General features: G+C 35.0%; 24 protein-coding genes and 3 tRNA genes. 23 read left to right on the top strand and 4 right to left on the bottom strand.

Going from position 1 to position 22413, the window contains the following annotated elements:
* The first annotated feature begins 37 nt into the window (after positions 1-37).
* On the top strand, positions 38-448 hold the full coding sequence (locus GVV10_RS04035; RefSeq protein ID WP_159519845.1) for a PPC domain-containing DNA-binding protein: 411 nt from the start codon (positions 38-40) through the stop codon (positions 446-448).
* Positions 449-461: 13 nt separating this feature from the next.
* Here the strand turns inward: GVV10_RS04035 and GVV10_RS04030 are convergent, their stop codons facing one another.
* On the bottom strand, positions 462-968 hold the full coding sequence (locus tag GVV10_RS04030) for an LURP-one-related/scramblase family protein (protein WP_159519843.1): 507 nt from the start codon (positions 966-968) through the stop codon (positions 462-464).
* A gap of 55 nt (positions 969-1023) precedes the next feature.
* On the opposite strand from GVV10_RS04030, the gene GVV10_RS04025 reads away from it, so the two are divergent.
* The 7 genes from GVV10_RS04025 to GVV10_RS03995 all read left to right on the top strand — a co-directional run bounded on the left by GVV10_RS04025 (position 1024) and on the right by GVV10_RS03995 (position 3872).
* A tRNA-Thr gene (locus tag GVV10_RS04025) sits at positions 1024-1099 on the top strand.
* Between the two features lie 84 nt (positions 1100-1183).
* Entirely contained in the window at positions 1184-1495 is a 312-nt protein-coding gene (locus GVV10_RS04020; protein WP_159519841.1) for a PTS lactose/cellobiose transporter subunit IIA, read from the top strand.
* 197 nt (positions 1496-1692) lie between these two features.
* A complete protein-coding gene (locus GVV10_RS04015) occupies positions 1693-2136 on the top strand; it encodes a hypothetical protein (protein ID WP_159519839.1) in 444 nt (147 codons plus the stop codon).
* Between the two features lie 118 nt (positions 2137-2254).
* Positions 2255-2557, top strand: a complete 303-nt coding sequence (locus GVV10_RS04010; RefSeq protein ID WP_159519837.1) for a PTS sugar transporter subunit IIB — start codon at positions 2255-2257, stop codon at positions 2555-2557.
* A gap of 45 nt (positions 2558-2602) precedes the next feature.
* Positions 2603-3025: a flavodoxin domain-containing protein gene (locus GVV10_RS04005; protein ID WP_159519835.1), complete on the top strand. Its 423-nt coding sequence runs from the start codon at positions 2603-2605 to the stop codon at positions 3023-3025.
* A gap of 271 nt (positions 3026-3296) precedes the next feature.
* Positions 3297-3776, top strand: coding sequence for a pantetheine-phosphate adenylyltransferase (gene coaD / locus GVV10_RS04000; RefSeq protein WP_159519833.1), 480 nt, complete (start codon positions 3297-3299; stop codon positions 3774-3776).
* 19 nt (positions 3777-3795) lie between these two features.
* Positions 3796-3872: transfer RNA gene (locus GVV10_RS03995), tRNA-Arg, on the top strand.
* A 56-nt stretch (positions 3873-3928) separates the two neighbouring features.
* Here GVV10_RS03995 and GVV10_RS03990 read toward each other — a convergent pair.
* Both GVV10_RS03990 and GVV10_RS03985 read right to left on the bottom strand, forming a co-directional pair.
* Entirely contained in the window at positions 3929-4483 is a 555-nt protein-coding gene (locus GVV10_RS03990; RefSeq protein WP_201289984.1) for a DNA-3-methyladenine glycosylase I, read from the bottom strand.
* A 35-nt stretch (positions 4484-4518) separates the two neighbouring features.
* On the bottom strand, positions 4519-5193 hold the full coding sequence (locus GVV10_RS03985; protein WP_159519831.1) for a class I SAM-dependent methyltransferase: 675 nt from the start codon (positions 5191-5193) through the stop codon (positions 4519-4521).
* A gap of 378 nt (positions 5194-5571) precedes the next feature.
* Here GVV10_RS03985 and GVV10_RS03980 point away from each other — a divergent pair, with 378 nt between their 5' ends.
* The 11 genes from GVV10_RS03980 (at position 5572) to GVV10_RS03930 (ending at position 18197) form a co-directional block, all read left to right on the top strand.
* Entirely contained in the window at positions 5572-6888 is a 1317-nt protein-coding gene (locus GVV10_RS03980; protein ID WP_159519829.1) for a PTS sugar transporter subunit IIC, read from the top strand.
* A gap of 70 nt (positions 6889-6958) precedes the next feature.
* A complete protein-coding gene (locus tag GVV10_RS03975) occupies positions 6959-7108 on the top strand; it encodes an LPXTG cell wall anchor domain-containing protein (RefSeq protein ID WP_159519827.1) in 150 nt (49 codons plus the stop codon).
* 2 nt (positions 7109-7110) lie between these two features.
* Entirely contained in the window at positions 7111-7551 is a 441-nt protein-coding gene (locus tag GVV10_RS03970; RefSeq protein WP_159519824.1) for a DUF3284 domain-containing protein, read from the top strand.
* A gap of 36 nt (positions 7552-7587) precedes the next feature.
* Entirely contained in the window at positions 7588-8247 is a 660-nt protein-coding gene (locus GVV10_RS03965; RefSeq protein WP_159519822.1) for a GntR family transcriptional regulator, read from the top strand.
* 103 nt (positions 8248-8350) lie between these two features.
* Entirely contained in the window at positions 8351-10090 is a 1740-nt protein-coding gene (gene argS, locus GVV10_RS03960) for an arginine--tRNA ligase (protein WP_159519820.1), read from the top strand.
* A 104-nt stretch (positions 10091-10194) separates the two neighbouring features.
* Entirely contained in the window at positions 10195-10599 is a 405-nt protein-coding gene (locus GVV10_RS03955) for a YbaN family protein (protein WP_328705626.1), read from the top strand.
* Entirely contained in the window at positions 10592-12271 is a 1680-nt protein-coding gene (locus GVV10_RS03950) for an ABC transporter ATP-binding protein/permease (protein ID WP_236261868.1), read from the top strand. Before GVV10_RS03955 ends, GVV10_RS03950 begins: the two co-directional genes overlap by 8 nt.
* On the top strand, positions 12264-13889 hold the full coding sequence (locus GVV10_RS03945; protein ID WP_159519814.1) for an ABC transporter ATP-binding protein: 1626 nt from the start codon (positions 12264-12266) through the stop codon (positions 13887-13889). The genes GVV10_RS03950 and GVV10_RS03945 overlap by 8 nt, the downstream gene beginning before the upstream one ends.
* Before the next feature lie 121 nt (positions 13890-14010).
* Positions 14011-16161 carry an ABC transporter ATP-binding protein gene (locus GVV10_RS03940; RefSeq protein ID WP_159519812.1) on the top strand — a complete coding sequence of 717 codons (2151 nt, stop codon included), beginning with the start codon at positions 14011-14013 and terminating at the stop codon, positions 16159-16161.
* Positions 16148-17947: an ABC transporter ATP-binding protein gene (locus GVV10_RS03935; RefSeq protein ID WP_236261861.1), complete on the top strand. Its 1800-nt coding sequence runs from the start codon at positions 16148-16150 to the stop codon at positions 17945-17947. Before GVV10_RS03940 ends, GVV10_RS03935 begins: the two co-directional genes overlap by 14 nt.
* Positions 17940-18197, top strand: a complete 258-nt coding sequence (locus tag GVV10_RS03930; RefSeq protein ID WP_159519808.1) for a DUF3781 domain-containing protein — start codon at positions 17940-17942, stop codon at positions 18195-18197. The genes GVV10_RS03935 and GVV10_RS03930 overlap by 8 nt, the downstream gene beginning before the upstream one ends.
* 56 nt (positions 18198-18253) lie before the next feature.
* Here the strand turns inward: GVV10_RS03930 and GVV10_RS03925 are convergent.
* Positions 18254-18338 (bottom strand) — tRNA-Leu (locus tag GVV10_RS03925).
* 112 nt (positions 18339-18450) lie between these two features.
* Between GVV10_RS03925 and GVV10_RS03920 the strand changes: the two genes are divergently transcribed.
* The 4 genes from GVV10_RS03920 (at position 18451) to GVV10_RS03905 (ending at position 22413) form a co-directional block, all read left to right on the top strand.
* Entirely contained in the window at positions 18451-19785 is a 1335-nt protein-coding gene (locus GVV10_RS03920) for an MATE family efflux transporter (RefSeq protein WP_159519806.1), read from the top strand.
* A gap of 66 nt (positions 19786-19851) precedes the next feature.
* Positions 19852-20325 carry a signal peptidase II gene (lspA, locus tag GVV10_RS03915; protein ID WP_159519804.1) on the top strand — a complete coding sequence of 158 codons (474 nt, stop codon included), beginning with the start codon at positions 19852-19854 and terminating at the stop codon, positions 20323-20325.
* A complete protein-coding gene (locus GVV10_RS03910; protein ID WP_159519802.1) occupies positions 20306-21214 on the top strand; it encodes an RluA family pseudouridine synthase in 909 nt (302 codons plus the stop codon). The genes lspA and GVV10_RS03910 overlap by 20 nt, the downstream gene beginning before the upstream one ends.
* On the top strand, positions 21214-22413 hold the full coding sequence (locus GVV10_RS03905) for a rhomboid family intramembrane serine protease (RefSeq protein ID WP_159519800.1): 1200 nt from the start codon (positions 21214-21216) through the stop codon (positions 22411-22413). Before GVV10_RS03910 ends, GVV10_RS03905 begins: the two co-directional genes overlap by 1 nt.

Genomic DNA, 22413 nt, shown 5'->3' with positions numbered 1-22413 from the left:
TTATTATGGAGTATAATAGGATTAGGTGGTGGTTTTAATGAAAGAACATGTTATGCGTTTATTACCAGGCGAAGATCTTGTTTTGAGTTTACACAATTACTGTAAGAAACATGAGATTAAAGCTGCATATATTGGCACATGTGTTGGAAGTTTTCAACGTGTAGTTTTTAGAAAAGGGTATGATCAAGTTTTATTTACAATGGAGGGTCCTTTTGAAATTGTTTCAATGGAAGGGACTTTATCGAATCAAGGAATGCATCTCCATACAGCCGTGAGTGATACCAATTTCAAGGTCTATGGTGGACATCTTTTAGTTGGTTCGATTATTCAATCGACGGCTGAAATTGTTCTTATTGAGTTGGAAAGCCATGAATTAAGGCGATCAAAGGGCGATCTAACAGATTTCAAAGAACTACACATTGATCATATAAATAAATGTTCTGAATAAAAAATACAGCTGCTTAGGCAGCTGTATTTTTGGGTTGATTGTTTCGAACCATTTTTTTATCGGATGCAAGTTCAGCATCAATTGCGATAGCGATACAAAGACTCAGTAATGCATTTTGTTGATGGTTGATCGATAATTCATAGCTATCGCCCCATTTGAACCATTGTTTTTGCATGCTCATAATCGTCGTATTTTTATCTTTGATTGAATACTTTCGATTAATAAAGTCACCAGAGGTTACCCAGTTTAGGTTACTCATAACATATTTGTGTTTAAAAAAAGTGATGTTACGTTTTAGTGTATAAGTTTCATCGCCAATGGTAATTTTGTAATGAGGTCTAAAGGTAAAGATTTTTTTCTTGATGCTAGCAACTCTTTTTCCCTTTGAATCCTCAACATTAAATCTTTTTGACAAAGCAAAAAGTTTACCCGCAACTTTATATTCTAAATCAAAGTGTTCATTTCTAACTTCAAACTTGTCTTTATACGTAAAGACTTTCTGTTTAATATATAATTTCATAAGACTTCCTCCTTTAACTTGCAATTTGTGTCAAAAATTAATATAATTCTTGCAGGCCGACTTAGCTCAATTGGTAGAGCAACTGAATCGTAATCAGTAGGTTGGGGGTTCAAGTCCTCTAGTCGGCACCATATGATAATTATAGCACAAGAGTGTTTACTAAATCATCGGATTAAAGTATGCTATAATGGTAAAGATAGTAAAGGAGAATTAAGATGGAAGGTATCGAATTACTAAGTTTTCAAATGATTTCATTTAACGGTTCAGCACGCTCAAGCTTTGTTGAAGCAATTGCAGCTGCAAAAGAAGGAGACTTCGACCGCGCAGAAGAATTAATGGCAGAAGGTGAAGAGCAATTTGTTGAAGGACACCGTGTTCATGCGCAATTAATCCAACAAGAAGCACAAAACGAAGGTTCAACAGACATTAACTTATTGTTAATCCATGCTGAAGATCAAATGATGAGTGCAGAAGTTTTAAAAATTATTGCAGCAGAATTAATTGACATTCATAAAAAAATTAAATAAGTTTTTTAAAAAGTATTGTTAGGAATCATTCTAGCAAGGTTAAAATCAAAACTACCACACTTTAGGGTGCGGTAGTTTTTTTTGTAAACCTGTGTGTTAAAAATTAGTTTCGTAAATATGGTTGTTTATTGAGCCTGATTCTGATGTTAGAACCTCATATTTTTATGTTATAATGTTTCATAGAAATGAGGGTGTTTATGGTACATATATTGGTTAAGTTAATTTTACTTGCACTGTTAGTGATTGTTTCATATAAGATTTCAAGAGCTAAAAAAACTGATCCGAGTATTGAATTGAAACTCAATCTTCGTTCTTGGGTTGAGCTATTCGTTGTTGTGGCTCTTGATTTATTTGTTTTAGTGAGTAAAGCAAATGAGGCAAATTCATTTAAACTTATGATTTTAGGTCAAGTCATGATTGTTGTGACGTTTTTACATACACGCCGTTATGTGTTTGTGGGTAAGAATATGATTTACTTACTTGAACACATGTTTTTAACCAAACATGTTAGTCATGTTCGTTACGAAAAAGGAAAATTAATGCTTGCGATTCAAGGGACTGAAGTTAAAGTTCGTTTACCATTAGCTGATGTTGAATATATCCAGGAACGATTTTCAGGAAAGCGTTATCAAAAAAAGTAGTTTGGGAGTATTGAGTGGAATTGTCTAATTTATCACACATACTATTTATCAAGGACTTTATCTAGACTAAACGATTTAATGTTGTTATAATATGGAAGACTAAGGAGGGTATTGTATTATGAGAAAAATTGTATTGTTATGTTCAGCAGGAATGTCAACAAGCTTACTTGTTACAAAAATGCGTGAAGCAGCTGCAGCTCAAGGTTATGAAGCAGACATTGAAGCTTACTCAGTCAGTGAGGCAAGCAGAGAAGGTGCTGATGCAGATATTATCTTGCTAGGACCTCAAGTTCGTTTTAACTTAAGTGCAGTTCAAAAACAATTACCAGGAAAACCAGTTGAAGTCATTGATATGGCAGCATATGGTATGATGAATGGTGAAGCAGTCGTAAAACAAGTCAAAGAAGTATTAGGTGATTAAATGTTAGCTTGTCTAACATTTTTTCTTGTTTAGGGAGGTTTTTATATGAAACAAGCAATTGTCTATTGGACAGGAACAGGAAATACACAAATGATGGCTGAAACAATTATGGATGAGTTAGAGTCATTGGGATTTGATCCGAGTTTTGATTTTGTGGGTGATGCAGAAATTAGTGATGTTGAAGAGGCAGATTGGGTATTTTTAGGATCGCCTGCGATGACGGGTGAGGATATAGAAGAATTAGAGTTTAGACCTTTCTTTGAAGATATCAAACCACTCTTAGCAAATAAGAAAGTTGTGTTGTTTGGTTCTTATGATTGGGGCGGTGGCGAGTGGATGAATTCGTGGTCCAAAGAAGTTGAAGATGCTGAAGGTGAAATCATGGCGACCCTTAAAGTTCAGTGGAATCCTGAAGAAGAGCAACTTAATGCAATTCGTGAGCAAGTTCGTATATTCTTCGTTGAATGAAACAAAATGAAACAATGAAAACTTTACATTTTCATGTAAATTTCATTGACTTCTTACAAAAGTGTAGGGTATAATTGTCCCATAGATGACCATCACATCTATACTATAATAAATTGAAATATCAAATTCATAATCTCTATTTCCTCATAGAAAATAGTATTACTATATTTCCTTCCTGAAATGATTGATATTTCTAATAAAGAAACGTATCCCAAGTGCGTTTCTTTTTTTTATGAACTGTTGTATAATCATAAAGGAAAGAGGTGGCACTATGAAAGTAATGTATCCAGGATCGTTTGATCCGATTACAATTGGTCATATTGACTTAATAGAACGTTGCTCAGCAAAGTTTGATCAAGTTGTCGTCGCAATCATGCTTAATGATAGTAAATTAGGGACTTTTACAATGGATGAACGATTAGAGTTGGTGGAAAAATCAATTGGACATCTTAAAAATGTTGAGGTTGTGATTGGCCATGGATTAACGGTTGATTTTGCTGCGAAGATGAATTGTAGTGTTCTCGTTCGTGGAATCAGAGCGGTGATGGATTATGAACTTGAACTTCAACAAGCAACTGCTAATCGAGTTTTAAATCCAAATGTTGAAACATTATTTCTAGTAGCATCTCCAAAATATTCATATATATCATCATCTGTTGCACGTGAGTTAGCAAGTTATGGTGCTGATTTAAAAGATTTTGTGCCTGAATTTGTTGCAAAGGAACTTTATGAGCGTATGAGGCGGGACTAAGGTCTACGTCTTTACTCATGCGGCTGTAGCTCAGTAGGATAGAGCAAGTGCCTCCTAAGCACTAGGTCGAAGGTTCGATTCCTTTCAGTCGCGCCATAATATATATAATAAAAGCTGGGACAAAATAAATTTGTCTCAGCTTTTTTGAAATTTTATTTCTTTTTAAAACAATAATTCATATGATCATTGACCAAACCCGTTGCTTGCATAAAAGCATAAACGGTTGTAGGGCCTAGAAATTTGAAGCCTCGTTTCTTTAAATCTTGACTTATTTGAATGGATAAATCTGATTTTGCAGGGACCTCATCAATACTATTCCAAGAATTATTGATGGTTGTCCCATCAACAAAGTTCCAAATATATTGATCAAAGGAACCAAAAGATTCTTGAATCTCCATAAAGGCATGAGCATTTGTAATAACAGATTTAATTTTTAGTTTATTTCTAATAATTCCTGGATTGTTGAGTAACTCATGGTATTTATTATCATCATAGGTTGCAATTATTTTATAGTCAAAGTTATCATAGGCTTCTTTGAGTGTTTCTCTTTTTGATAAGATCGTTGACCAACTGAGGCCAGCTTGCATACTTTCTAGAATCAACATTTCAAAAAGTTTGTTATCATCGTGAACGGGGATTCCCCATTCGTTATCATGATAATATATTTCTTGTGGACTATGGTTTGCCCAATCACATCGCTTTATCATAGTGACTCTCCTTTTGAATTATTATATCACAAAGTCTATTTGTTTATAAAAACGATTACTGCAAAACCACCGCGTTCATTCTGATGTTGGTAAAAGGTATTTGATTCAGTTGTATAACAATCATCAAGGAGTCCAGGTGGTGTAAATAGTGTTTCTTGATAAGAAGTAATTGGCAATGAAAAATCTTTTTCTAACTCATCTTTTGTATAAAATGTAGCATAATCATAAACGCTGCCTTTCATTGCTTCGGATTCGTACATGTTGACCCATCGACTTCCTTGATTCAAAAAACCGACAATAATTTGTCCATCTTTTTTGGTTACGCGTTTCATTTCTTGAATAGTAGCGATGAGATCATCCATAAATTCTAATGATGTAAATGCAATGGTAGAGTCGAAGTTAGAGTCTGAAAATAAAAGCTTGTCTGCGTTCATGTGATGTAGTTCAATCTCGTTGTGTTTGAATTTTTGTTTTGCGACATCTAACATGTTTTTTGAAACATCGATGCCTGTGACATGGGCACCCGCATTCAGTAATTCTTTAGCAATATTTCCAGTTCCGACACCGATTTCAAGAAAAGTCTGTCCGGGATTGATTGTAATTGATTTAAAGAGTGTTTCTAATTCCAAAGTATGGATATGATTTCCTAAATGAGTGGTTAACCATTCATCGTATTCATTTGATGACTGATCAAAAATTTGATTATTCATGTTGTTCTCCTTTTTTGTGTTTAGACATATTGTATCGATAATCGAGGTGAATTGCTATGGTTTTATGAGGGTGGTATACCACGATGAGTTGGTCCAGTTAATGAAAAAATGTCTATAGAAACGTTGATAATTAATAAATTGATAAAAGAATATTGATTATAAAAATGATGAATATGCAGTCTTTAAGCGGTATCTACAAATATCATATAAAGGCCATCACACAAAAAAAACATTATTTACTCTGAAATCGTTTACAATCCTAAAAGCATATGCTATATTGTTAATGTACTTGTGGTATATACCAGCAAGAAAACAAAAAGTGTTGCCGATATCACAACACGATACATTAGATCTTAGGATCGAAAAGGAGAGGGAAATATGGAAAAGTTTACGAACTGGATGGAAAAACACTTCGTTCCAGTTGCAATGAAAATTGGATCACAAAAGCATTTAATTGCTATTCGTGATGCATTTATTAGCATCATGCCAATTACGATGGCAGGAGCAATTGCAGTATTACTAAACGCATTGGTAAGAGATTTACCAGGAAAGTTTGGTTTAGATGGTATTACAGAAGCATTTAGTTGGTTAATTGGGATCAACGGAAACATTTGGTGGGGAACCTTAGCAATGTTAGCCTTGGTTTTCTCGTTTGCGATTGGTTATCAGTTAGCGAAAGCATATGATGTTACACCGCTTGCAGGTGGATTAGTTTCACTTTCAGCATTTATTATTGTAACACCTCAAGTTGCAACATTTACACCTGAAGGATTTGATGCAGCAGTTACAGGATGGGGATTCTTGAACTGGGCGTATCTAGATGCTAAGGGCTTGTTTACTGCAATGATTGTTGGTTTTATTTCAACCATTACATTCTCAAAATTAATGATTAAAAACATTACAATTAAATTGCCGGACGAAGTACCTCCAGCAGTTTCAAAAGCGTTTGCTTCGATCATTCCAGGTACAATTGCTTTATATGTTGTCGGTGCAATTGCATATGTTACAACTACATACTTTGGAGCAGGTCTTGGAGATTTAATTCTTAAATACGTACAGATGCCATTCTTGAGCGTTTCACAGAGTTTAGCATCAGTCTTAATGTTAACAGTTTTTGTTTCAATCTTCTGGTTCTTTGGATTACATGGTCCAAACGTATTAGCACCAGCGTTAGATGGAATTTATAAAATTGCTTTGACAGAAAACACAAACGCATATAACGCAAGTCGTTCTGTTAAAGATTTACCACATATTTGGACTCGTGGATCATTTGATGCCTTTATTTGGATGGGTGGTTCAGGAGCAACAATTGGTTTAATTATTGCAATCTTAATCTTCTCAAAACGTGCAGAAGATCGTGCTGTAGCTAAGCTAAGTGCGCCAATGGGTGTGTTTAATATTAACGAACCAGTAATCTTTGGATTACCGATTGTTCTTAACCCTATTTATTTAATTCCTTGGATTTTCGTACCAGCAATCCTTGCGACAATCGCTTATGGTGTAACAAGTATTGGATTAGTTCCGCCAGTATTCCTAGAAGTTCCATGGGTCATGCCACCAGTTATTTATGCATGGATGGCAACAGGGTTCTCGTTCCCTGCAGCCTTGCTAGCATTGTTTAACTTAGTGCTCTCAGTTGTTCTATGGGGAATATTCGTCATTGTTGCGAATAAGGTAGAATACAAACAAAATTAAAATAGCTTTGCATAATAAGAGAGGCTAGTCCTCTCTTATTTGTGCTAATATAGTAGTGGGGTATTAAACTATGAAAGAATGGGCATTTGCAATGTTAAGTATTGGGGGGATCTTTGTAATGGTCTCTATGCGTGATGGCTTGAATATCAATTATTTGTTTTTAGGCGTCTCGCTTATTATTATTTCTTTATTGATGATATTTAAACGAAAGAAGGATTAGCAATGGAAGTTACTAAAATCTTAAAAGGGACAAAAGAAGAATGTTTTGATATAATATTAGAAGCACTTATTCATGATATTAATCAAGAAACTGAAACAGAGGTCACTGTGGATGATATTCATTCTGGGTATTCCTATGTAAAAATATTGCCGAATCGGCTAGGTAAAGATGGCAGTGTGAACGTGGTGATCGATGAACTCGAAGTACCAACATTTTACCAAGCTCGTTTTGAGAGTAATCAAGGAACTAATCGTTTATCGTATTCATTAAGTGATAATGATTCAGAGTCATTCAATCTTATCTATCAGGAAAGTTTTGACAGTCCCAAAAAAATGAATCAGTGGAATTTTAAGTTGGGAAATTTTATATACAAAAGATCAAGTAAAAAGAGAATTAACATCATGTTTGATCAATTACAACGTTTATTAAATGAAGAAAAGTAATCTAATTTGATTATCCAGGAAAGGTGGTTGTCCTAAATGGGAATTCCTATTTATCAAAGAATTAAAAATGACATAATCGAAGAAATTAAGGACAAGCCAGCTAATTCTCCATTACTAAGTGAGAGAGATCTTGCTGTTCAACATGGAGCCAGTCGGATGACGGTTAGAAGAGCAGTTAATGATTTAGTTGAGGAAGGGTACTTGTATCGGGATTCAAATAAAGGAACATTTATTGCTGATAAAAAATTAATTCGAAAGAATACATTACAACAAAGTGAACACTTAGACTATAAAATATTTTATTTTGATTTAAAAGCATCGTCAAGCAACGAGGTGCAAGATATTCTTGGAATCGGTCCCAATGATCAGATTATTAGAATGATTCGAATTATGCTTGATGATAAGAAACCTGTTGCGGTTGAAGAATTCTACGCAAGTAGGAATCGACTCACAGATGAAGAAGTCGACAATCTTCGCGATTGGAAAAAATTAGATGAAGCAATTGCACAGTATACGACAAATTATAGGTTTAATCCTATTATCGTACCAATGAAGTATGCTCGTATGTTGGAGGTTCCTATTAATTCTCCAATGATAATGACCGAAAGTGTAGTAACCAATAAGTTGGGTAAAACTATCCTTTACATAAAAACATTTAACAATCCACAAGAACGTGTGATTGAAATAACATCTTAACCACTTCAAGTGGTTTTTTTATAATATCGAAGATTTTTCATTTAACGGATGCAAATGGTCTTGAGGTAAGTTATAATAATGAGAAATAGAAAGTGGGTTTATTATGTCTCTATTAGAAAAAATTAATGTAATTGTTAGTGTGTGTTTTGCTGAAGCAGGTTATCCTAATCATGGTCAGGTTACAGAATCTAAACGCCCAGATTTATGTCAGTTTCAATCCAATGATTCGTTTGTGATTGCGAAAGAAGAAAAAATTAATCCTAAAATTGTATGTGAGCGTGTTATTGAAATTCTTGAAAGAAACCCACATCTAAAAAATGTTACGTTTGCTCCTCCAGGTTTTATTAATATTGATGTAACCGACGAATTTTTACTAGATTCTTTGTCTGAAATGATGGCAAGTAAAACATTAGGGATTAAGCAAATTGGAGTTGGTCAATCAATCATTATGGATTACGGTGGTCCTAATGTGGCTAAGCCGTTACATGTTGGTCACGTACGATCAGTTGTCATTGGAGAAGCAATGAAGAGAATTGCTAGGACAAGTGGTTATGATGTCATTGGAGATATTCATTTAGGTGATTGGGGTTTACCAATTGGTTTAGTTATCCTCGAATTGCAGACGAGAAATCCTGAATGGGCTTGTTTTTCAGATGATTTTGAAGAGACCAATCATTTAACTATTGAAGTTTATCCTGAGGATCTTTATGAAATTTATCCGTATGCTAGTGCCAAAAGTAAAGAAGATGATCAGTATTTAAAAGATGCGCGGTTAATTACGGCTCGACTTCAAGAAGGGCATCAAGGTTATCGCTTCTTATGGAAAAAGATTATTTCAGCATCAAAACAAGATATTAAGAAAGATTATGATAAATTGGATGTAGAGTTTGACTATTGGTATGGGGAAAGTGATGCAGATGTGTATATTCCACAATTAATGGAGATATTGAAACAAAAGGACCTAATTCGTGAAAGCGAAGGTGCTTTAGTTGTGGATATTTTAACGGATGAAGACAAATCTCCAATGCCACCAGTTATTGTTGAGAAAAGTGATGGTTCTAGTATTTATGCGACCACTGATTTAGCGACGATCATTCAAAGAGAAAGAGATTTTACACCTGACAAGTATTGGTATGTTGTGGACAAACGACAAGGGCTTCACTTTGAACAAGTGTTTAGAGTTGCACGGAAAGCAAATCTGGTGAGTGAGGATACTGATTTCAACTTTTTAGGATTTGGTACAATGAATGGCCCAGATGGTAAACCATTTAAAACAAGAGATGGTGGAGTTATGAGTCTTTCGAGTTTGTTGCAACTAGTTCAAGACAAGTCGTTTAAAACGTTAGCATTAACTCAAAAAAACCCAAGTGAATTGGATGCTTTGAAAATAGGAACTGCGGCTATAAAGTTTGGGGATCTTATAAACCATCCAAGCCTTGATTATGTTTTCGATATTGAAAAATTTTTATCGTTTGAAGGAAAGACAGGAAGTTATATTCTTTATAATAATGTTCGTATATTAGCCATTCTTGAAAAAATGAATGTCAACAAACAATTAGTTGTTTCTGAGATAGTGAACCAATATGACCGAAATCTAATTCTTCGTCTGTTAAAGAATCCCGAAGTATTTAATACAGCTGTAACCCAACAGTCTCCCAACGTGGTGGCTGAGTCAACATACCAAATTTCTGTGGCGTTTGCTAAATTTTATGCGGAAAATAATATTGCAAAAGAAAAAGATAGAAATCGTCAAGCATCATGGCTGGGACTGATGCAAGCAACAACTAAGATATTAACATTTAATCTCGATAAATTAGGAATTCAAACAGTTGAAAAAATGTAAGATTAGTCACTCGATTGAGTGACTTTTTCCTTAATCAATTAGATACTGATAATCACTATCCAGAGGGTTTTAAGCAATCCTTTCTTTTTTAAAGAGATGGTCTTATAATAGATAGAGGTAGGAGTGGTATTATCAAATCATTATATATTGTTACGTCACTTTTTTTTCTTGTGCTAGGGGTGGTTGGGGTTGTGATTCCAGTATGGCCAACGACTCCTTTTTTGCTATTGTCATCCTTACTAGCGGCAAAAGGTTCGACTCGAATTCACCGTAGAATCACGCAATCAAATTTATATAAAAATAATTTAGAAGATTTTGTTGAGACACGAACTATGACTAAGAAATCTAAGATAAAAATATTAATGCTTGCGACAGTTTTGATGATGTTTGCTTTTTATTTTTCAGGACGATGGTGGGCTCGTGTAATTATCACTCTATTAGTTGTTGTTAAGTATTATACATTTTTAGTTTTGATTAAAACGTGTGAAGAGGAAGAATGTGATGATTAAGAAGGATTTATTGAAGCTTGTTCCTAAAAGCAAAATAGCAATTGTCTCATCGACACTATTAAAAATTATTAACCTAATATTAAACATTAAAATTGTATTTTATCTCGTTGATAGTTTGCTAGCAAGGGAAATTTATTGGATGCTTATAGTGTTTATCATTATAAAAGCATTTGTTGTTTACTTGGATATACAGATGACGCAACACATTTCAAGTTTAGTCAAGGTATCTTTACGTGAACATCTCTTGAATGTTCTACTTTCGAGTGGATATAGAAAAAGTAAGTCAATGTCTAGTTCCACCATGTCTCAAGTATCAACAGAAGGAATTGAACATTTAGATTCGTATTTTTCGTTGTATTTACCACAGTTTGTCTATAGTATGGTTGCTCCTTTGATTTTATTTTCTGTGATACGTGTATACAGTCTCAAAATAGCTATTGTTTTACTACTGGGAGTCCCTTTAATTCCGCTTTCGATTATTGCGATACAAAAAATAGCGAAACGAATTCTTAATAAATATTGGGATAGTTATACACAGTTAGGCGACAGTTTTCTTGAAAATGTGAAGGGATTGACAGATTTAAAAATATACGGTGTTGATGGGTTAAAGTCAATGGAAATGGAGCAAGAATCCGAATCATTTCGACAAGCAACGATGCGTGTTTTATTGATGCAATTGAATTCAATTGCGATGATGGATTTAGTTGCGTATGGGGGTGCAATGATTGCGGTGCTTATGTCTTATCGTCAATACTCTGACGGTTTAATTACGGTTTATGGGGTGTTGATCATTATTCTACTTTCTGCAGATTTTTTTCTACCTATGCGACGATTAGGTTCTTATTTTCACGTTGCTATGAATGGAATTGCTGCACATGAACGTCTTGAGGCGATTCTAAACATGGAATGTTATGAAAGAAAAAACCATCAATATGTCCAAGTTGAGGACATATTGAGCTTAAATAACGTTAGTTTTAAATATCCTGATTTTGGTTTAGAGGCCATCGATATAGTTTTAAAAACAGGAATGTTTCAGGCAATCGTTGGTGTAAGTGGATCTGGAAAAAGTACAGTAGCAAAACTTATCATGAATGATTTAGTTCCAAATAGTGGTGAGATATGTTTATTTCAAGAACCATTGGATAAAAAGAATCTTTATGATGAGATTGTTTACTTAGGCAGTGACGCATTTATAATTAAAGGGACACTGGCTGAAAATTTACGAATTAAAGAAGATTATGATAAACAAATGTGTCGTGTCGTTTTGGATAAGTTAAAACTTGACCACTTATCGCTTGATTTGGATATTGATGAACGAGGTGCTAATTTATCGGGCGGAGAGAAACAGCGTATTGCCTTTGCTCGTGCTGTACTATTGAATCCATCTGTCTTTATACTCGATGAGTTTACGTCAAGTTTGGATATGGAAAGTGAAAAGATTGTCCTTGATTTTGTTGATGCGTTGTTGTTAAAGGGGAAAGCTGTTTTAATGATTTCCCATCAATTAAAAAACGTTGAAAAGGCAGATGAGATAATGGTTCTAGACAAAGGCCGTCTTGTAGAATCTGGAACACATGATGAATTACTTTCCAACAGATCATGCTATTTCAACTTGTATAAGCAACAAGAAACCTATTTATCTTTTATGGGTAAAGAGGTGACCTATGAATAAACTCAAGGAACTTTGGACGATGATTCATCGCTTAAAATCACTTCATGGACCGATGATAGTTGCTATATTTTTAGGATTATTAGGTCATTTATCAGCATTGATGATTCCAGTCTTAGGCGTGGTTTTAATAACTCAACCCTTTCATCCAGTCTATTTGGTATTGCTTATTGGATCTGGTGTTTTCAGGGGTGTGTATAGGTATGGTGAACAACTCATGAATCATTACATTGCATTTCATGTTCTCGCTGATATTCGAGTGAGTGTGTTTGAAAAATTAAGAGAATTAGCTCCGGCTAAATTAGAAGGGAAAGACCAAGGGGATATTATCGCATTAGCAACAGGTGATATTGAGCTGATTGAGGTTTTTTATGCGCATACTTTATCACCTCTTGTTATTGCCTTTCTATTTAATAGTCTTGTTATTATCGCACTGGCGATGATAGATTTTAAAATAGGGCTTGTGAGTCTTGTGACTCACCTTTTGTTAAGTGTATTTATACCGATGTATTTTGGTAATCTGAATAAAAACTTGGGATTAAAGTATAGAAATCACCTTGGTCAGTTCAATAGTTTATTACTCGAAGGGATTCATAATTACCAAGGTTTTCGCCAATTCTCTGGACTAGAAGCTCGAAAAGAAAAACTAAATACTTTGAGCATTGCGAATACTAAGATACAAGAAAGGGTTAAGCAAAGTTATGGTATTAGTATGGTTTTGACAGATTTAATCATTTACTTAAGTTTAATTGTTGTGCTTGTTTTAGGCTTTCAGCAAAGTCGTGCTTTCGCGATGGTTATCTTAGTAATTCATATAAGTTCATTTGGTCCTTCACTTGCACTGGGAAATTTAAGTTTAGACTTAAATCAAACGATCGGTAGTATTATGAGGATTAATGACTTATTGCAAGAAGATCCAATGATTTATGACAATACTGACGGAGTATGTTTAGACTATAAGGACTTGAATGTGAGCGATGTAACGTTTTCATATGAAGAGACAAGGGTCTTAGATGAAATTTCTTTGAAAGTTGAGCAGGGTCAGATTATTGGAATCATGGGAGAAAGTGGTTCGGGAAAATCAACATTAGCTAAATTATTAATGCGTTTTTGGGATGTGGATGATGGATTTATAGCGATGAATGATATCAACATAAAAGAAATTGAAACCCAAAGTTTACGGAAAAACCAACGATATATGACTCAGTCAACAAATTTATTTACAGGTACAATTTTCGAAAACATCACAATGTTCCAAGATGGATTCACACAAGAAATGGTTGAAAATGCAGCTCATCAAGCAGCGGTCCATGACTTTATAGAAGGCTTAGAATATGGATATCAGACCAAAATCGAAGAAATGGGAGAGAATGTTTCATCAGGCGAAAAACAGCGATTAGCATTGGCACGAATGTTCTTGTCAAAAAGCCCTCTTTTGATTTTAGATGAACCCACGAGTAACTTGGATAGTTTGTCGGAAGCCATGATTTTAAAGTCGTTACATGAGAATAAAGATGGGCGATCAATCGTTATAATTTCTCATCGACAATCCACAATGAGAATTGCAGATTGTGTTTATAAAATGGAAAACGGAAATTTAAACGAATTGCAAGACTTGTAAAGCTAGAGTATAATAAAAGAAGTCAAGAGCGTATGTTCATACATTAATCTTTGGTGCATTAGGCATTTGGGGTTTTTGAAGACATATGCTTTTTACTTATCAAAAAAGAATCGAGGTATGTATGAAAAGGATATTTTCGCATTTAAAACCTTTTGTATCCGTGCTACTGCTTGCAATCGTTTTACTCTTTGTACAAGCGTTTGCTGATTTAAAGTTGCCAAATTATATGTCGGATATCGTTAATGTTGGTATTCAACAAAACGGTATTGAACACGCAAGTCCAGACAGGCTTACACAGGATGGTATGGATTTTATTGTTTCACTGTTGCCCGAAAAACAGGGTAATACGTTGAAAGATATGTATACAAAAGAAAAAGAGTTGTATATTGTTAAGACAGATATCGATCGCGATCAAGCAGACTTACTTGTGGGAGAAGCTGCATGGACGATGATGAATATTGCTAAAGAGAGTGGACAAACTAGCTTAGAAAGTGACTTGTCGGGTGATTTTAATCCTCAAGAGCTTTATCAGTTAACACCTATGTTCCAACTTATGGACAAGACATCTGCGTATGAAGAAGCAAGCAAGATGGAAGATAGCTTAAAACTTCAAACGGGTGTTGTTTTTTCTAAGATGTTTTACAAGGATCTAGATGTAAGTCTAGATTCAATGCAAAATAAATATATTTTAAAAACAGGTGGCATCATGATGGTTATTACATTAATAGGAATGGTTGCGACCATCGGTGTATCCTATTTTTCTTCAAAAATTGGAGCAGGATTTGCTCGTAGTTTACGAAAAGATGTCTTTGAAAAAGTTGAAAGTTTCTCAAATGGTGAGTTTGATGAGTTTTCTTCATCGTCACTGGTCGTTAGAACGACAAACGATGTCAATCAAATCCAACAAGTTATTTTGATGGGGATTCGAATGTTTTTCTATGCCCCTATCATGGCTATTGGTGGAATAATCATGATTCTAAATCGTGATACGACAATGGTTTGGATTATTATTGTTGCAGTTGCTGCACTAGCGATCTTACTAGGAGTTGTTTTTATTGTCGCTGTCCCTAAGTTCAAGATTATGCAAGATTTTGTTGACCGCTTGAACCTTGTTTTTAGAGAAAATCTTAGCGGAGTTATGGTTATCCGAGCGTTTGGTAATCATGACTTTGAGAATAAACGGTTTGATAAAGCAAATAAAGACAAATCAGATTTAACCTTATTTGTAAACCGTCTCATGTCGCTAATGATGCCATTGATGATGTTTATGATGAACATTACCATGTTAAGCATTATTTGGTTTGGCTCTCAACAAATTTCAGATGGTTTACTACAAATTGGAGACATGATGGCTTTTATGCAATATACCATGCAAATTATATTCTCCTTCTTGATGATTTCGATGATGTTTATTTTTATCCCAAGAGCTATCGTTTCGATGAACCGTATTGATGAAGTGCTTTCTAAAGAGAATGCGATCTTAGACCCTGAGAAGTCGATTGATTTTATTGAAGATAAAACAGGATATGTTGAATTTAAAAATGTTTCTTTTAAATATGGTGATGCAAAAGAATATGTCTTGGAAGCGATCGATTTTGTCGCAAAACCAGGACAAACAACTGCAATTATTGGATCAACTGGAAGTGGAAAATCAACACTAATTGGCTTGATACCGCGATTTTTTGATGTGGTTGAGGGAGAAGTTTTAGTGAATGGTGTCAATGTTGAGGCTGTTTATCAACATGATCTTCGAGAGCAAATTGCTTATATTCCCCAAAAAGGAATTCTAATTTCCGGAGATGTGGAATCTAATTTAAAATATGGAAAAGCAGATGCAACAGAGGAAGAGATGATTCGTGCTCTAAAAATTGCTCAATCAGATTTTGTTTTAAACAGTGATGAAGGATTAAGTATGGCAATTTCTCAAGGTGGAACAAACGTTTCAGGTGGGCAAAAACAACGGTTAAGTATAGCAAGAGCCGTTGTCAAAAATGCTCCCATCTATATTTTTGATGATAGTTTTTCGGCTTTAGATTTTAAAACTGATCAAAATTTACGTCAAGCACTTCATGAAAACCTTGAAAATGCGAATCTGATTATTGTTGCTCAACGTGTTAATACGATTCTCGATGCTGATCAGATATTAGTGTTAGATGAAGGTCGATTAGTTGGCAAAGGTACTCATAGTGAACTGTTGAAATCATGTGAAACTTATTATGAGATTGCAAGTTCACAGTTAACAAAGGAGGAACTTGAAAATGAAAGACGCTAACATGAATCCAAAAGTAAAAGATAGTAAACGTGTCTTTAGAGGGTTTTGGGACTTATTGAGACCCTATAAAATTAAGTTTTTTATTGTATTGGTGTTTGCTTTGTTATCAACAATCTTCTCAATTGTTGGTCCTAAAATAATGGGAGAAGCAACAACAGAATTGTTTAATGGCTTATTAGGTAAAGTACAGGGGACAGGTGGAGTTGATTTTGCTAGGATTGCAGAGATATTAATTTGGTTGCTTGTAATTTACATTGTTTCATTCTTATTCAACACTATTCAAGGGTTCATTATGGCTGGAATTTCTCATAATATAACTTACAAATTACGGACTGATATGCATGCAAAAATAAATAAGCTGCCCCTTGATTATTTTGATAAAAACAATACAGGTGACGTCTTATCACTCGTTACGAATGATATCGACACGATCGATGGTAATCTCACCAATACTTTGACTCAGTTGATGACATCAATTACGACAATTATTGGGATTTTATACATGATGTTTTCAATTAATTGGCAAATGACTCTGGCTGCATTACTTATTTTACCGGTGTCATTCATGTTGATGGTTGCGATTTTTAAGCGATCTCAAGGTTTTTTTAAAGATCAACAAAGTCAAATTGGTAAATTAAACGGTCATGTTGAGGAAATGTACTCAAGCCATGTGATTGTTAAGGCATTTAATGGTGAAAAAAAATCGGTTGAGGACTTCGAAGCGGCGAATGATAAACTTCACGATGCCGCTTGGAAAAGTCAATTCTTCTCCGGTCTTGTTAATCCTGTTATGACATTCATTAGTAATTTGGGGTATGTTGTGGTCAGTGTTATGGGAGGCTATTTTGCAAGTCAAGGTGCAATTTCTGTTGGTGAAATTCAGTCGTTTATCCAGTATATGCGTAACTTTATGAATCCAATTGCCCAACTGGGAAACTTGTCAACAACGTTCCAATCATCGTTAGCGGCAGCAGAAAGAGTGTTTGACTATTTAGATTATGAAGAAGAAGTGGATGATGTCACTGAAGATTTAGATGTTAGTACTATTGAAGGGAATGTAACATTTGATAATGTGAGTTTCTCATATGATGGTGAAACAATGATTATTAATGACTTTATCGCAGATGTGAAAGCAGGCCAAACTGTCGCGATTGTAGGTCCAACAGGTGCTGGAAAAACTACGCTTGTTAAATTATTAATGCGTTTCTATGATGTTAATAAAGGGTCGATAAGAATTGATGGTGTTGATATTAAAGATATGAAACGTCAAGACTTGCGTCAAATAATAGGGATGGTTTTACAAGATACTTGGTTGTATTCAGGAACAATCATGGAAAATATTCGCTATGGTAACTTAAATGCTAGTGAAGAAGAAGTCATTGAAGCAGCGAAAGAAGCTCAGGTTGATTACTTTGTTCGTACCTTACCTGATAACTATGAAACAGAGCTAAACGAAGAAACAAGCAATGTCTCACAAGGACAAAAACAATTACTCACCATTGCTCGAGCAATTCTAGCTGATCCTAAAATAATGATTTTGGATGAAGCGACATCTTCTGTTGATACACGAACTGAAGTCTTAATTCAAAAAGCACTCGATGTCTTGATGAAGGGTCGTACTAGTTTTATTATTGCGCACCGTTTATCAACCATTCGTAATGCTGACATGATTCTAGTCATGGATCATGGTGATATTGTTGAAAAAGGAAACCATGAGGAACTTCTAGCGCTTGATGGATTCTATGCTTCTCTTTATAATAGTCAGTTTGCTGATATGGATGAATAACCCAGAAATATTGCTTGCTAATGTAACAAAGTTAAAAACAACTGAACTTGGAGTTGTACGGATTAAACGAAATTTGAACTTAGAGGTGATTGATGTCGTTGAATGGTGCAAAGAATTTGTTTTAAATCCAGAAAGCGAAATAACAAGAACAGGTAAAAATTGGTATGTTAGTTTGGATGGTGTGACGTTAACCATTAATGCTAGCAGTTATACCATAATCACAGCGCATAAGAAGAAAAGCACACGGTAAGTGTGCTTTTTATGTATAAAAAAAGATGGAAACTCCATCTGTTTAAGTTATTAAATTGGTGCACCAGAGAAGATTTGAACTTCCACGCCTTGCGGCACACGCCCCTCAAGCGTGCGCGTCTACCGGTTCCGCCACTGGTGCGACTGCTTTTAGATTATACCAAAGATGGAAATCATATTCAAGACTTGCTTAAAAATAAACCGTTATGTCCAAAATGATGTATAATTATAAGATGGTTAAGAAGGGAGATCTTATGAAGAAAAATCGATCCATGACGGAAGGGATCATATGGAAACAAATACTAATGTTTACATTACCGTTGTTATTAGGGAACATCTTTCAACAATTATATAATGCTGTGGATTCATATGTAGTAGGGAACTATGTAGGACCTGAGGCTTTGGCGGCTGTTGGAGCAAGTAATCCCTTAATTAACTTAATTATTGGACTATTTATGGGAATATCGACAGGTGCCGGTATCTTAATATCACGCTATTATGGTGGCCAAAAGTATGATGAGGTTGAGAGTTCAATTCATACGTTTATGGCTTTTTCATTAATTGTAGGTGTTTTGCTGACTGTGTTGGGGTTGGTGTTTTCTCCTCATTTATTAAAATGGTTAAAAACACCTGCAGAAGTCCTGCCTGATGCAACAACGTATTTACGGGTTTATTTTTGGGGTGTCTTGTTTTTAGTTATTTATAATTCAGGTGCAGGTGTTTTACGGGCGGTTGGTAATTCAAGAAACCCCCTCATTTATCTTGCTATTTCTAGTTTCATCAATGTGTCTTTGGATTTATTGTTTGTCATCGTTTTTAATATGGGGATACTTGGCGTTGCAGTTGCAACGTTAATCGCTCAACTCGTATCAGCGGTGTTGGTCGTTATTCATTTAATCAGAAGCGATGATGTTTATAAGGTTGTCCTTAAAAATATACGGATTGATTTAGAGATGTTGTGGGATATTATTCGCATGGGTGTTCCAACTGGTATTCAGCAAACAGTCGTTTCTTTTTCGAATGTATTAGTTCAATCTTATATCAACAGTTTTGGTGCAAGTGCTATGGCGGGATTTTCAGCATCTGATAAATACCATGCTTTTCTCGCAATGCCAACCAATAGTTTATCATTGACCATAACCACATTTACAAGTCAAAACCTTGGAGCAAAGAAAAAGGATCGCGTGCAAGTTGGGATTCGGACGGCAACAATCATGGCCATCGTAGCGGTAGTTCTTTTAGGAATTCCCACATTTATTTTTGCAGAACAGTTGATTGCTATCTTTAGTAATAGTCCTGAAGTTATTGGATTTGGTGCTAAAGAATTAAGGATTCGAGTTCCGTTTTACGCTTTTTTAGCAATTAATGCAATTTTGAGTGGCGCGTTGCGTGGTGGAGGATTGACCATTGTACCGATGCTCATTATGATTTTCTGCTTTACTATTTTGCGTCAATTATTCTTGGTCATCACGATGAAAATTAATCGCTCAATGGATATGATTTTTTGGAGTTATTCGGTAACGTGGTTTGCATCGATGATTTTGACAATGATCTACTACCGTAAGTCAAAATGGATTGAGAAAGCATGAGTTACTATAGTGTCACACTCCGTTAAAATCGTGATATAATATTATATGGATGAAATGAGGTTTATTATGAAAAAGAAATCGTTAGTCCTCGCTATATTTGTTTTAGGAATTGATCTAATCAGTAAACATTTTGCGCAGGTATATTTAGAGAATTCATTACCATTTGTAGTGATTCCAAATTTCTTTGAATTAACATACATGACAAACACTGGCGCAGCATGGAGTATTTTAGAAGGTAAACGATTATTCTTTATCTTAATTGCAAGTACTGTCTCGATTGTTTTAGTATATTATATTCGGAAAGAAGAAAAGCCTATTCTAATGTTTGCGCTTAGCTTAATGCTTGCGGGAACACTTGGCAATTTAATCGATAGAATAGCATATGGTTTTGTTAGGGACATGTTGTCCTTTAATTTGTTTGGTTACCATTTTCCAGTGTTCAATATTGCAGATTCATCATTGGTCATTGGTGTTGGTTTAATCATGTTAGATATGATACTTGAAGAAAGGCGGAATAAACATGCGAAAATTAGTAATTGATGAGAGGTATGAAACGGTCCGCTTAGATCATTACATGACAGATGTCCTTGGCGATTATTCACGGTCCCAAGTACAACGTTTTATTGAAGATGGTTCAATTCTTGTTAATCAAGAGGTAGCAAAGGCAAACTATCGACTCAAAGAAGATGACGTAATTAATGTTGATATTTCAGAAGAAGATTTTGTATTGAAACCAATTGAAATGGATTTGGAAGTAATTTATGAAGATGATTATCTCCTAATTGTGAATAAAGAAGCTGGCTTAATTGTCCATCCTTCAGAATCGAGCAAGGATCAAGAAACCTTGGTGAATGGTCTATTGGCTTATACAAGTCAGTTGAGTGATCTAGGTGGCGAACTTCGCCCAGGGATCGTTCATCGATTGGATAAAGATACCAGTGGATTATTGGTTGTTGCGAAAACAAATGAAGCCCATGAGAAACTAGTTGAAATGTTGAAACAACGTGATATTGTTCGTGAATACATTGCGATTGTTCATCATAAATTTAATCATCAACAAGCATTAGTGGATGCACCGATTGGACGTGATCCTCACGATCGTAAGAAAATGACGGTGACTCATGTTAATTCTAAGGATGCGAAAACATACCTTACATTGGTTGAAGAATTTAAAGATTATTCAATTTTAAAAGCAAAATTGGACAGTGGAAGAACTCATCAGATACGTGTTCATTGCCAATACATTAAACACCCTGTTGTAGGGGATGAAATGTATGGCTACAGAAATACACTTGAAATGCAAGGTCATGCTTTGCATTCATACCACCTTGCTTTTAATCACCCAATTACAAATGAGAAGCTAGATTTTGAAATTGATTTACCCATGCGTATGAAAGGAATACTTGAAGAGATTAGGAGGCAAGACTAGTGGATTCAAAAAGCCAATATGGCGCTTGGATGCTTGAACTTGCAAATTATTTTGTTAAGGAACACGGATACCAAGTTATTACAATATCGAAGAATCAAGCTGAAATGTGGCTTGTAAATGTAGAAAATACCAAAAATCCAATTATGATGATTACCTCAGAACCAATTGAGAGTTTGGATGAGATGTTATTGTTAAAGCATCGTCAATCCTTGTCCATGGTGTTTAATGTTCCAGCACAAGGGATTAATTTATCTGTTTCCCAGGAGAATGATTTTACAAATGAGAAAAATATTGCGATCGGTCCTGACTATGTGAGCGATGAAGCAATCCTTAGAGATTATCCCCGTTTGAAAACGGTCTTAAAACATAGTCAAAATCCAGAAAGATCGTTAAATAAAGCATTGAATGGTTTACGTCGAAACTTGCAAAAAGCTCAAAAACAAGCACAACGAAAACTTTTGCCAGTGACAAGTACAATTGGAACGGTGTTATTAGTCGTATTTTTAATCAGTCGGATTTTATTAACACAAGGTATTAAACTTGACGTTACTGCTGTGATGCTTGGTGCTTATTATAAGCGATTCATGGTGGATGCTCATCAATACTGGCGTTTAATTACAGCGGGATTTGTTCATATTGACTTTTTCCATCTGATGATGAATTTAATTGCCCTGAGGAATTTGGGGACAATTATGGAACGTGTAATGGGAAGTAAGAAGTTCTTATTTACCTTACTCGCTGGGATTATATTTGGAAACATGTTTGTGTTTATCACAGATGAAGCTGCGGTTGGTTTGGGGATAAGCGGTGGTTTATTTGCTCTTATGGGTGCGATGATTGTTTACTTGTATGAAAGTGGTGCCTTTAAAAACCGCAGAATGTTAGCTCAAATTGGAAATATATTGTTTATTAATTTGTTCATCAGTATGTTGCCTGGAATTAGCTTTATGGCGCATTTGGGTGGTTTTATTGCTGGAATCCTTCTTGGATTTGTATTCTCAAGTCGTCCTGATTGGCTAGAATTAAGAAAGTATATGACATTTTTGTTTGTTGGAATGATTGTAGGGTTAGCTATCTTAATGACACAACGCGCTTATACAGAACCGGATTTAGTTTTTGATAAAACGGTGATTAAAGCTTGGAAAGATATTGGCTTGGGCCGATATGCAGACTGGTTAGCTCATCGTCTATCGCTTTAG

Origin of the sequence: Erysipelothrix urinaevulpis (assembly GCF_009828835.1) — a bacterium.
GTDB classification, from domain to species: Bacteria; Bacillota_I; Bacilli_A; order Erysipelotrichales; family Erysipelotrichaceae; genus Erysipelothrix; species Erysipelothrix urinaevulpis.
The sequence above is the reverse complement of the archived record's forward strand: the minus strand, read 5'-3'. Positions and strand labels throughout refer to the sequence as shown.

What these genes read in the sequence shown, in the direction of transcription:
- GVV10_RS04035 (WP_159519845.1), top strand. Translation starts at nt 38, where the DNA reads ATGAAAGAACATGTTATGCGTTTATTACCAGGCGAAGATCTTGTTTTG.
- GVV10_RS04030 (WP_159519843.1), bottom strand. Translation starts at nt 968, where the DNA reads ATGAAATTATATATTAAACAGAAAGTCTTTACGTATAAAGACAAGTTT.
- GVV10_RS04020 (WP_159519841.1), top strand. Translation starts at nt 1,184, where the DNA reads ATGGAAGGTATCGAATTACTAAGTTTTCAAATGATTTCATTTAACGGT.
- GVV10_RS04015 (WP_159519839.1), top strand. Translation starts at nt 1,693, where the DNA reads ATGGTACATATATTGGTTAAGTTAATTTTACTTGCACTGTTAGTGATT.
- GVV10_RS04010 (WP_159519837.1), top strand. Translation starts at nt 2,255, where the DNA reads ATGAGAAAAATTGTATTGTTATGTTCAGCAGGAATGTCAACAAGCTTA.
- GVV10_RS04005 (WP_159519835.1), top strand. Translation starts at nt 2,603, where the DNA reads ATGAAACAAGCAATTGTCTATTGGACAGGAACAGGAAATACACAAATG.
- coaD (WP_159519833.1), top strand. Translation starts at nt 3,297, where the DNA reads ATGAAAGTAATGTATCCAGGATCGTTTGATCCGATTACAATTGGTCAT.
- GVV10_RS03990 (WP_201289984.1), bottom strand. Translation starts at nt 4,483, where the DNA reads ATGATAAAGCGATGTGATTGGGCAAACCATAGTCCACAAGAAATATAT.
- GVV10_RS03985 (WP_159519831.1), bottom strand. Translation starts at nt 5,193, where the DNA reads ATGAATAATCAAATTTTTGATCAGTCATCAAATGAATACGATGAATGG.
- GVV10_RS03980 (WP_159519829.1), top strand. Translation starts at nt 5,572, where the DNA reads ATGGAAAAGTTTACGAACTGGATGGAAAAACACTTCGTTCCAGTTGCA.
- GVV10_RS03975 (WP_159519827.1), top strand. Translation starts at nt 6,959, where the DNA reads ATGAAAGAATGGGCATTTGCAATGTTAAGTATTGGGGGGATCTTTGTA.
- GVV10_RS03970 (WP_159519824.1), top strand. Translation starts at nt 7,111, where the DNA reads ATGGAAGTTACTAAAATCTTAAAAGGGACAAAAGAAGAATGTTTTGAT.
- GVV10_RS03965 (WP_159519822.1), top strand. Translation starts at nt 7,588, where the DNA reads ATGGGAATTCCTATTTATCAAAGAATTAAAAATGACATAATCGAAGAA.
- argS (WP_159519820.1), top strand. Translation starts at nt 8,351, where the DNA reads ATGTCTCTATTAGAAAAAATTAATGTAATTGTTAGTGTGTGTTTTGCT.
- GVV10_RS03950 (WP_236261868.1), top strand. Translation starts at nt 10,592, where the DNA reads ATGATTAAGAAGGATTTATTGAAGCTTGTTCCTAAAAGCAAAATAGCA.
- GVV10_RS03945 (WP_159519814.1), top strand. Translation starts at nt 12,264, where the DNA reads ATGAATAAACTCAAGGAACTTTGGACGATGATTCATCGCTTAAAATCA.
- GVV10_RS03940 (WP_159519812.1), top strand. Translation starts at nt 14,011, where the DNA reads ATGAAAAGGATATTTTCGCATTTAAAACCTTTTGTATCCGTGCTACTG.
- GVV10_RS03935 (WP_236261861.1), top strand. Translation starts at nt 16,148, where the DNA reads ATGAAAGACGCTAACATGAATCCAAAAGTAAAAGATAGTAAACGTGTC.
- GVV10_RS03930 (WP_159519808.1), top strand. Translation starts at nt 17,940, where the DNA reads ATGAATAACCCAGAAATATTGCTTGCTAATGTAACAAAGTTAAAAACA.
- GVV10_RS03920 (WP_159519806.1), top strand. Translation starts at nt 18,451, where the DNA reads ATGAAGAAAAATCGATCCATGACGGAAGGGATCATATGGAAACAAATA.
- lspA (WP_159519804.1), top strand. Translation starts at nt 19,852, where the DNA reads ATGAAAAAGAAATCGTTAGTCCTCGCTATATTTGTTTTAGGAATTGAT.
- GVV10_RS03910 (WP_159519802.1), top strand. Translation starts at nt 20,306, where the DNA reads ATGCGAAAATTAGTAATTGATGAGAGGTATGAAACGGTCCGCTTAGAT.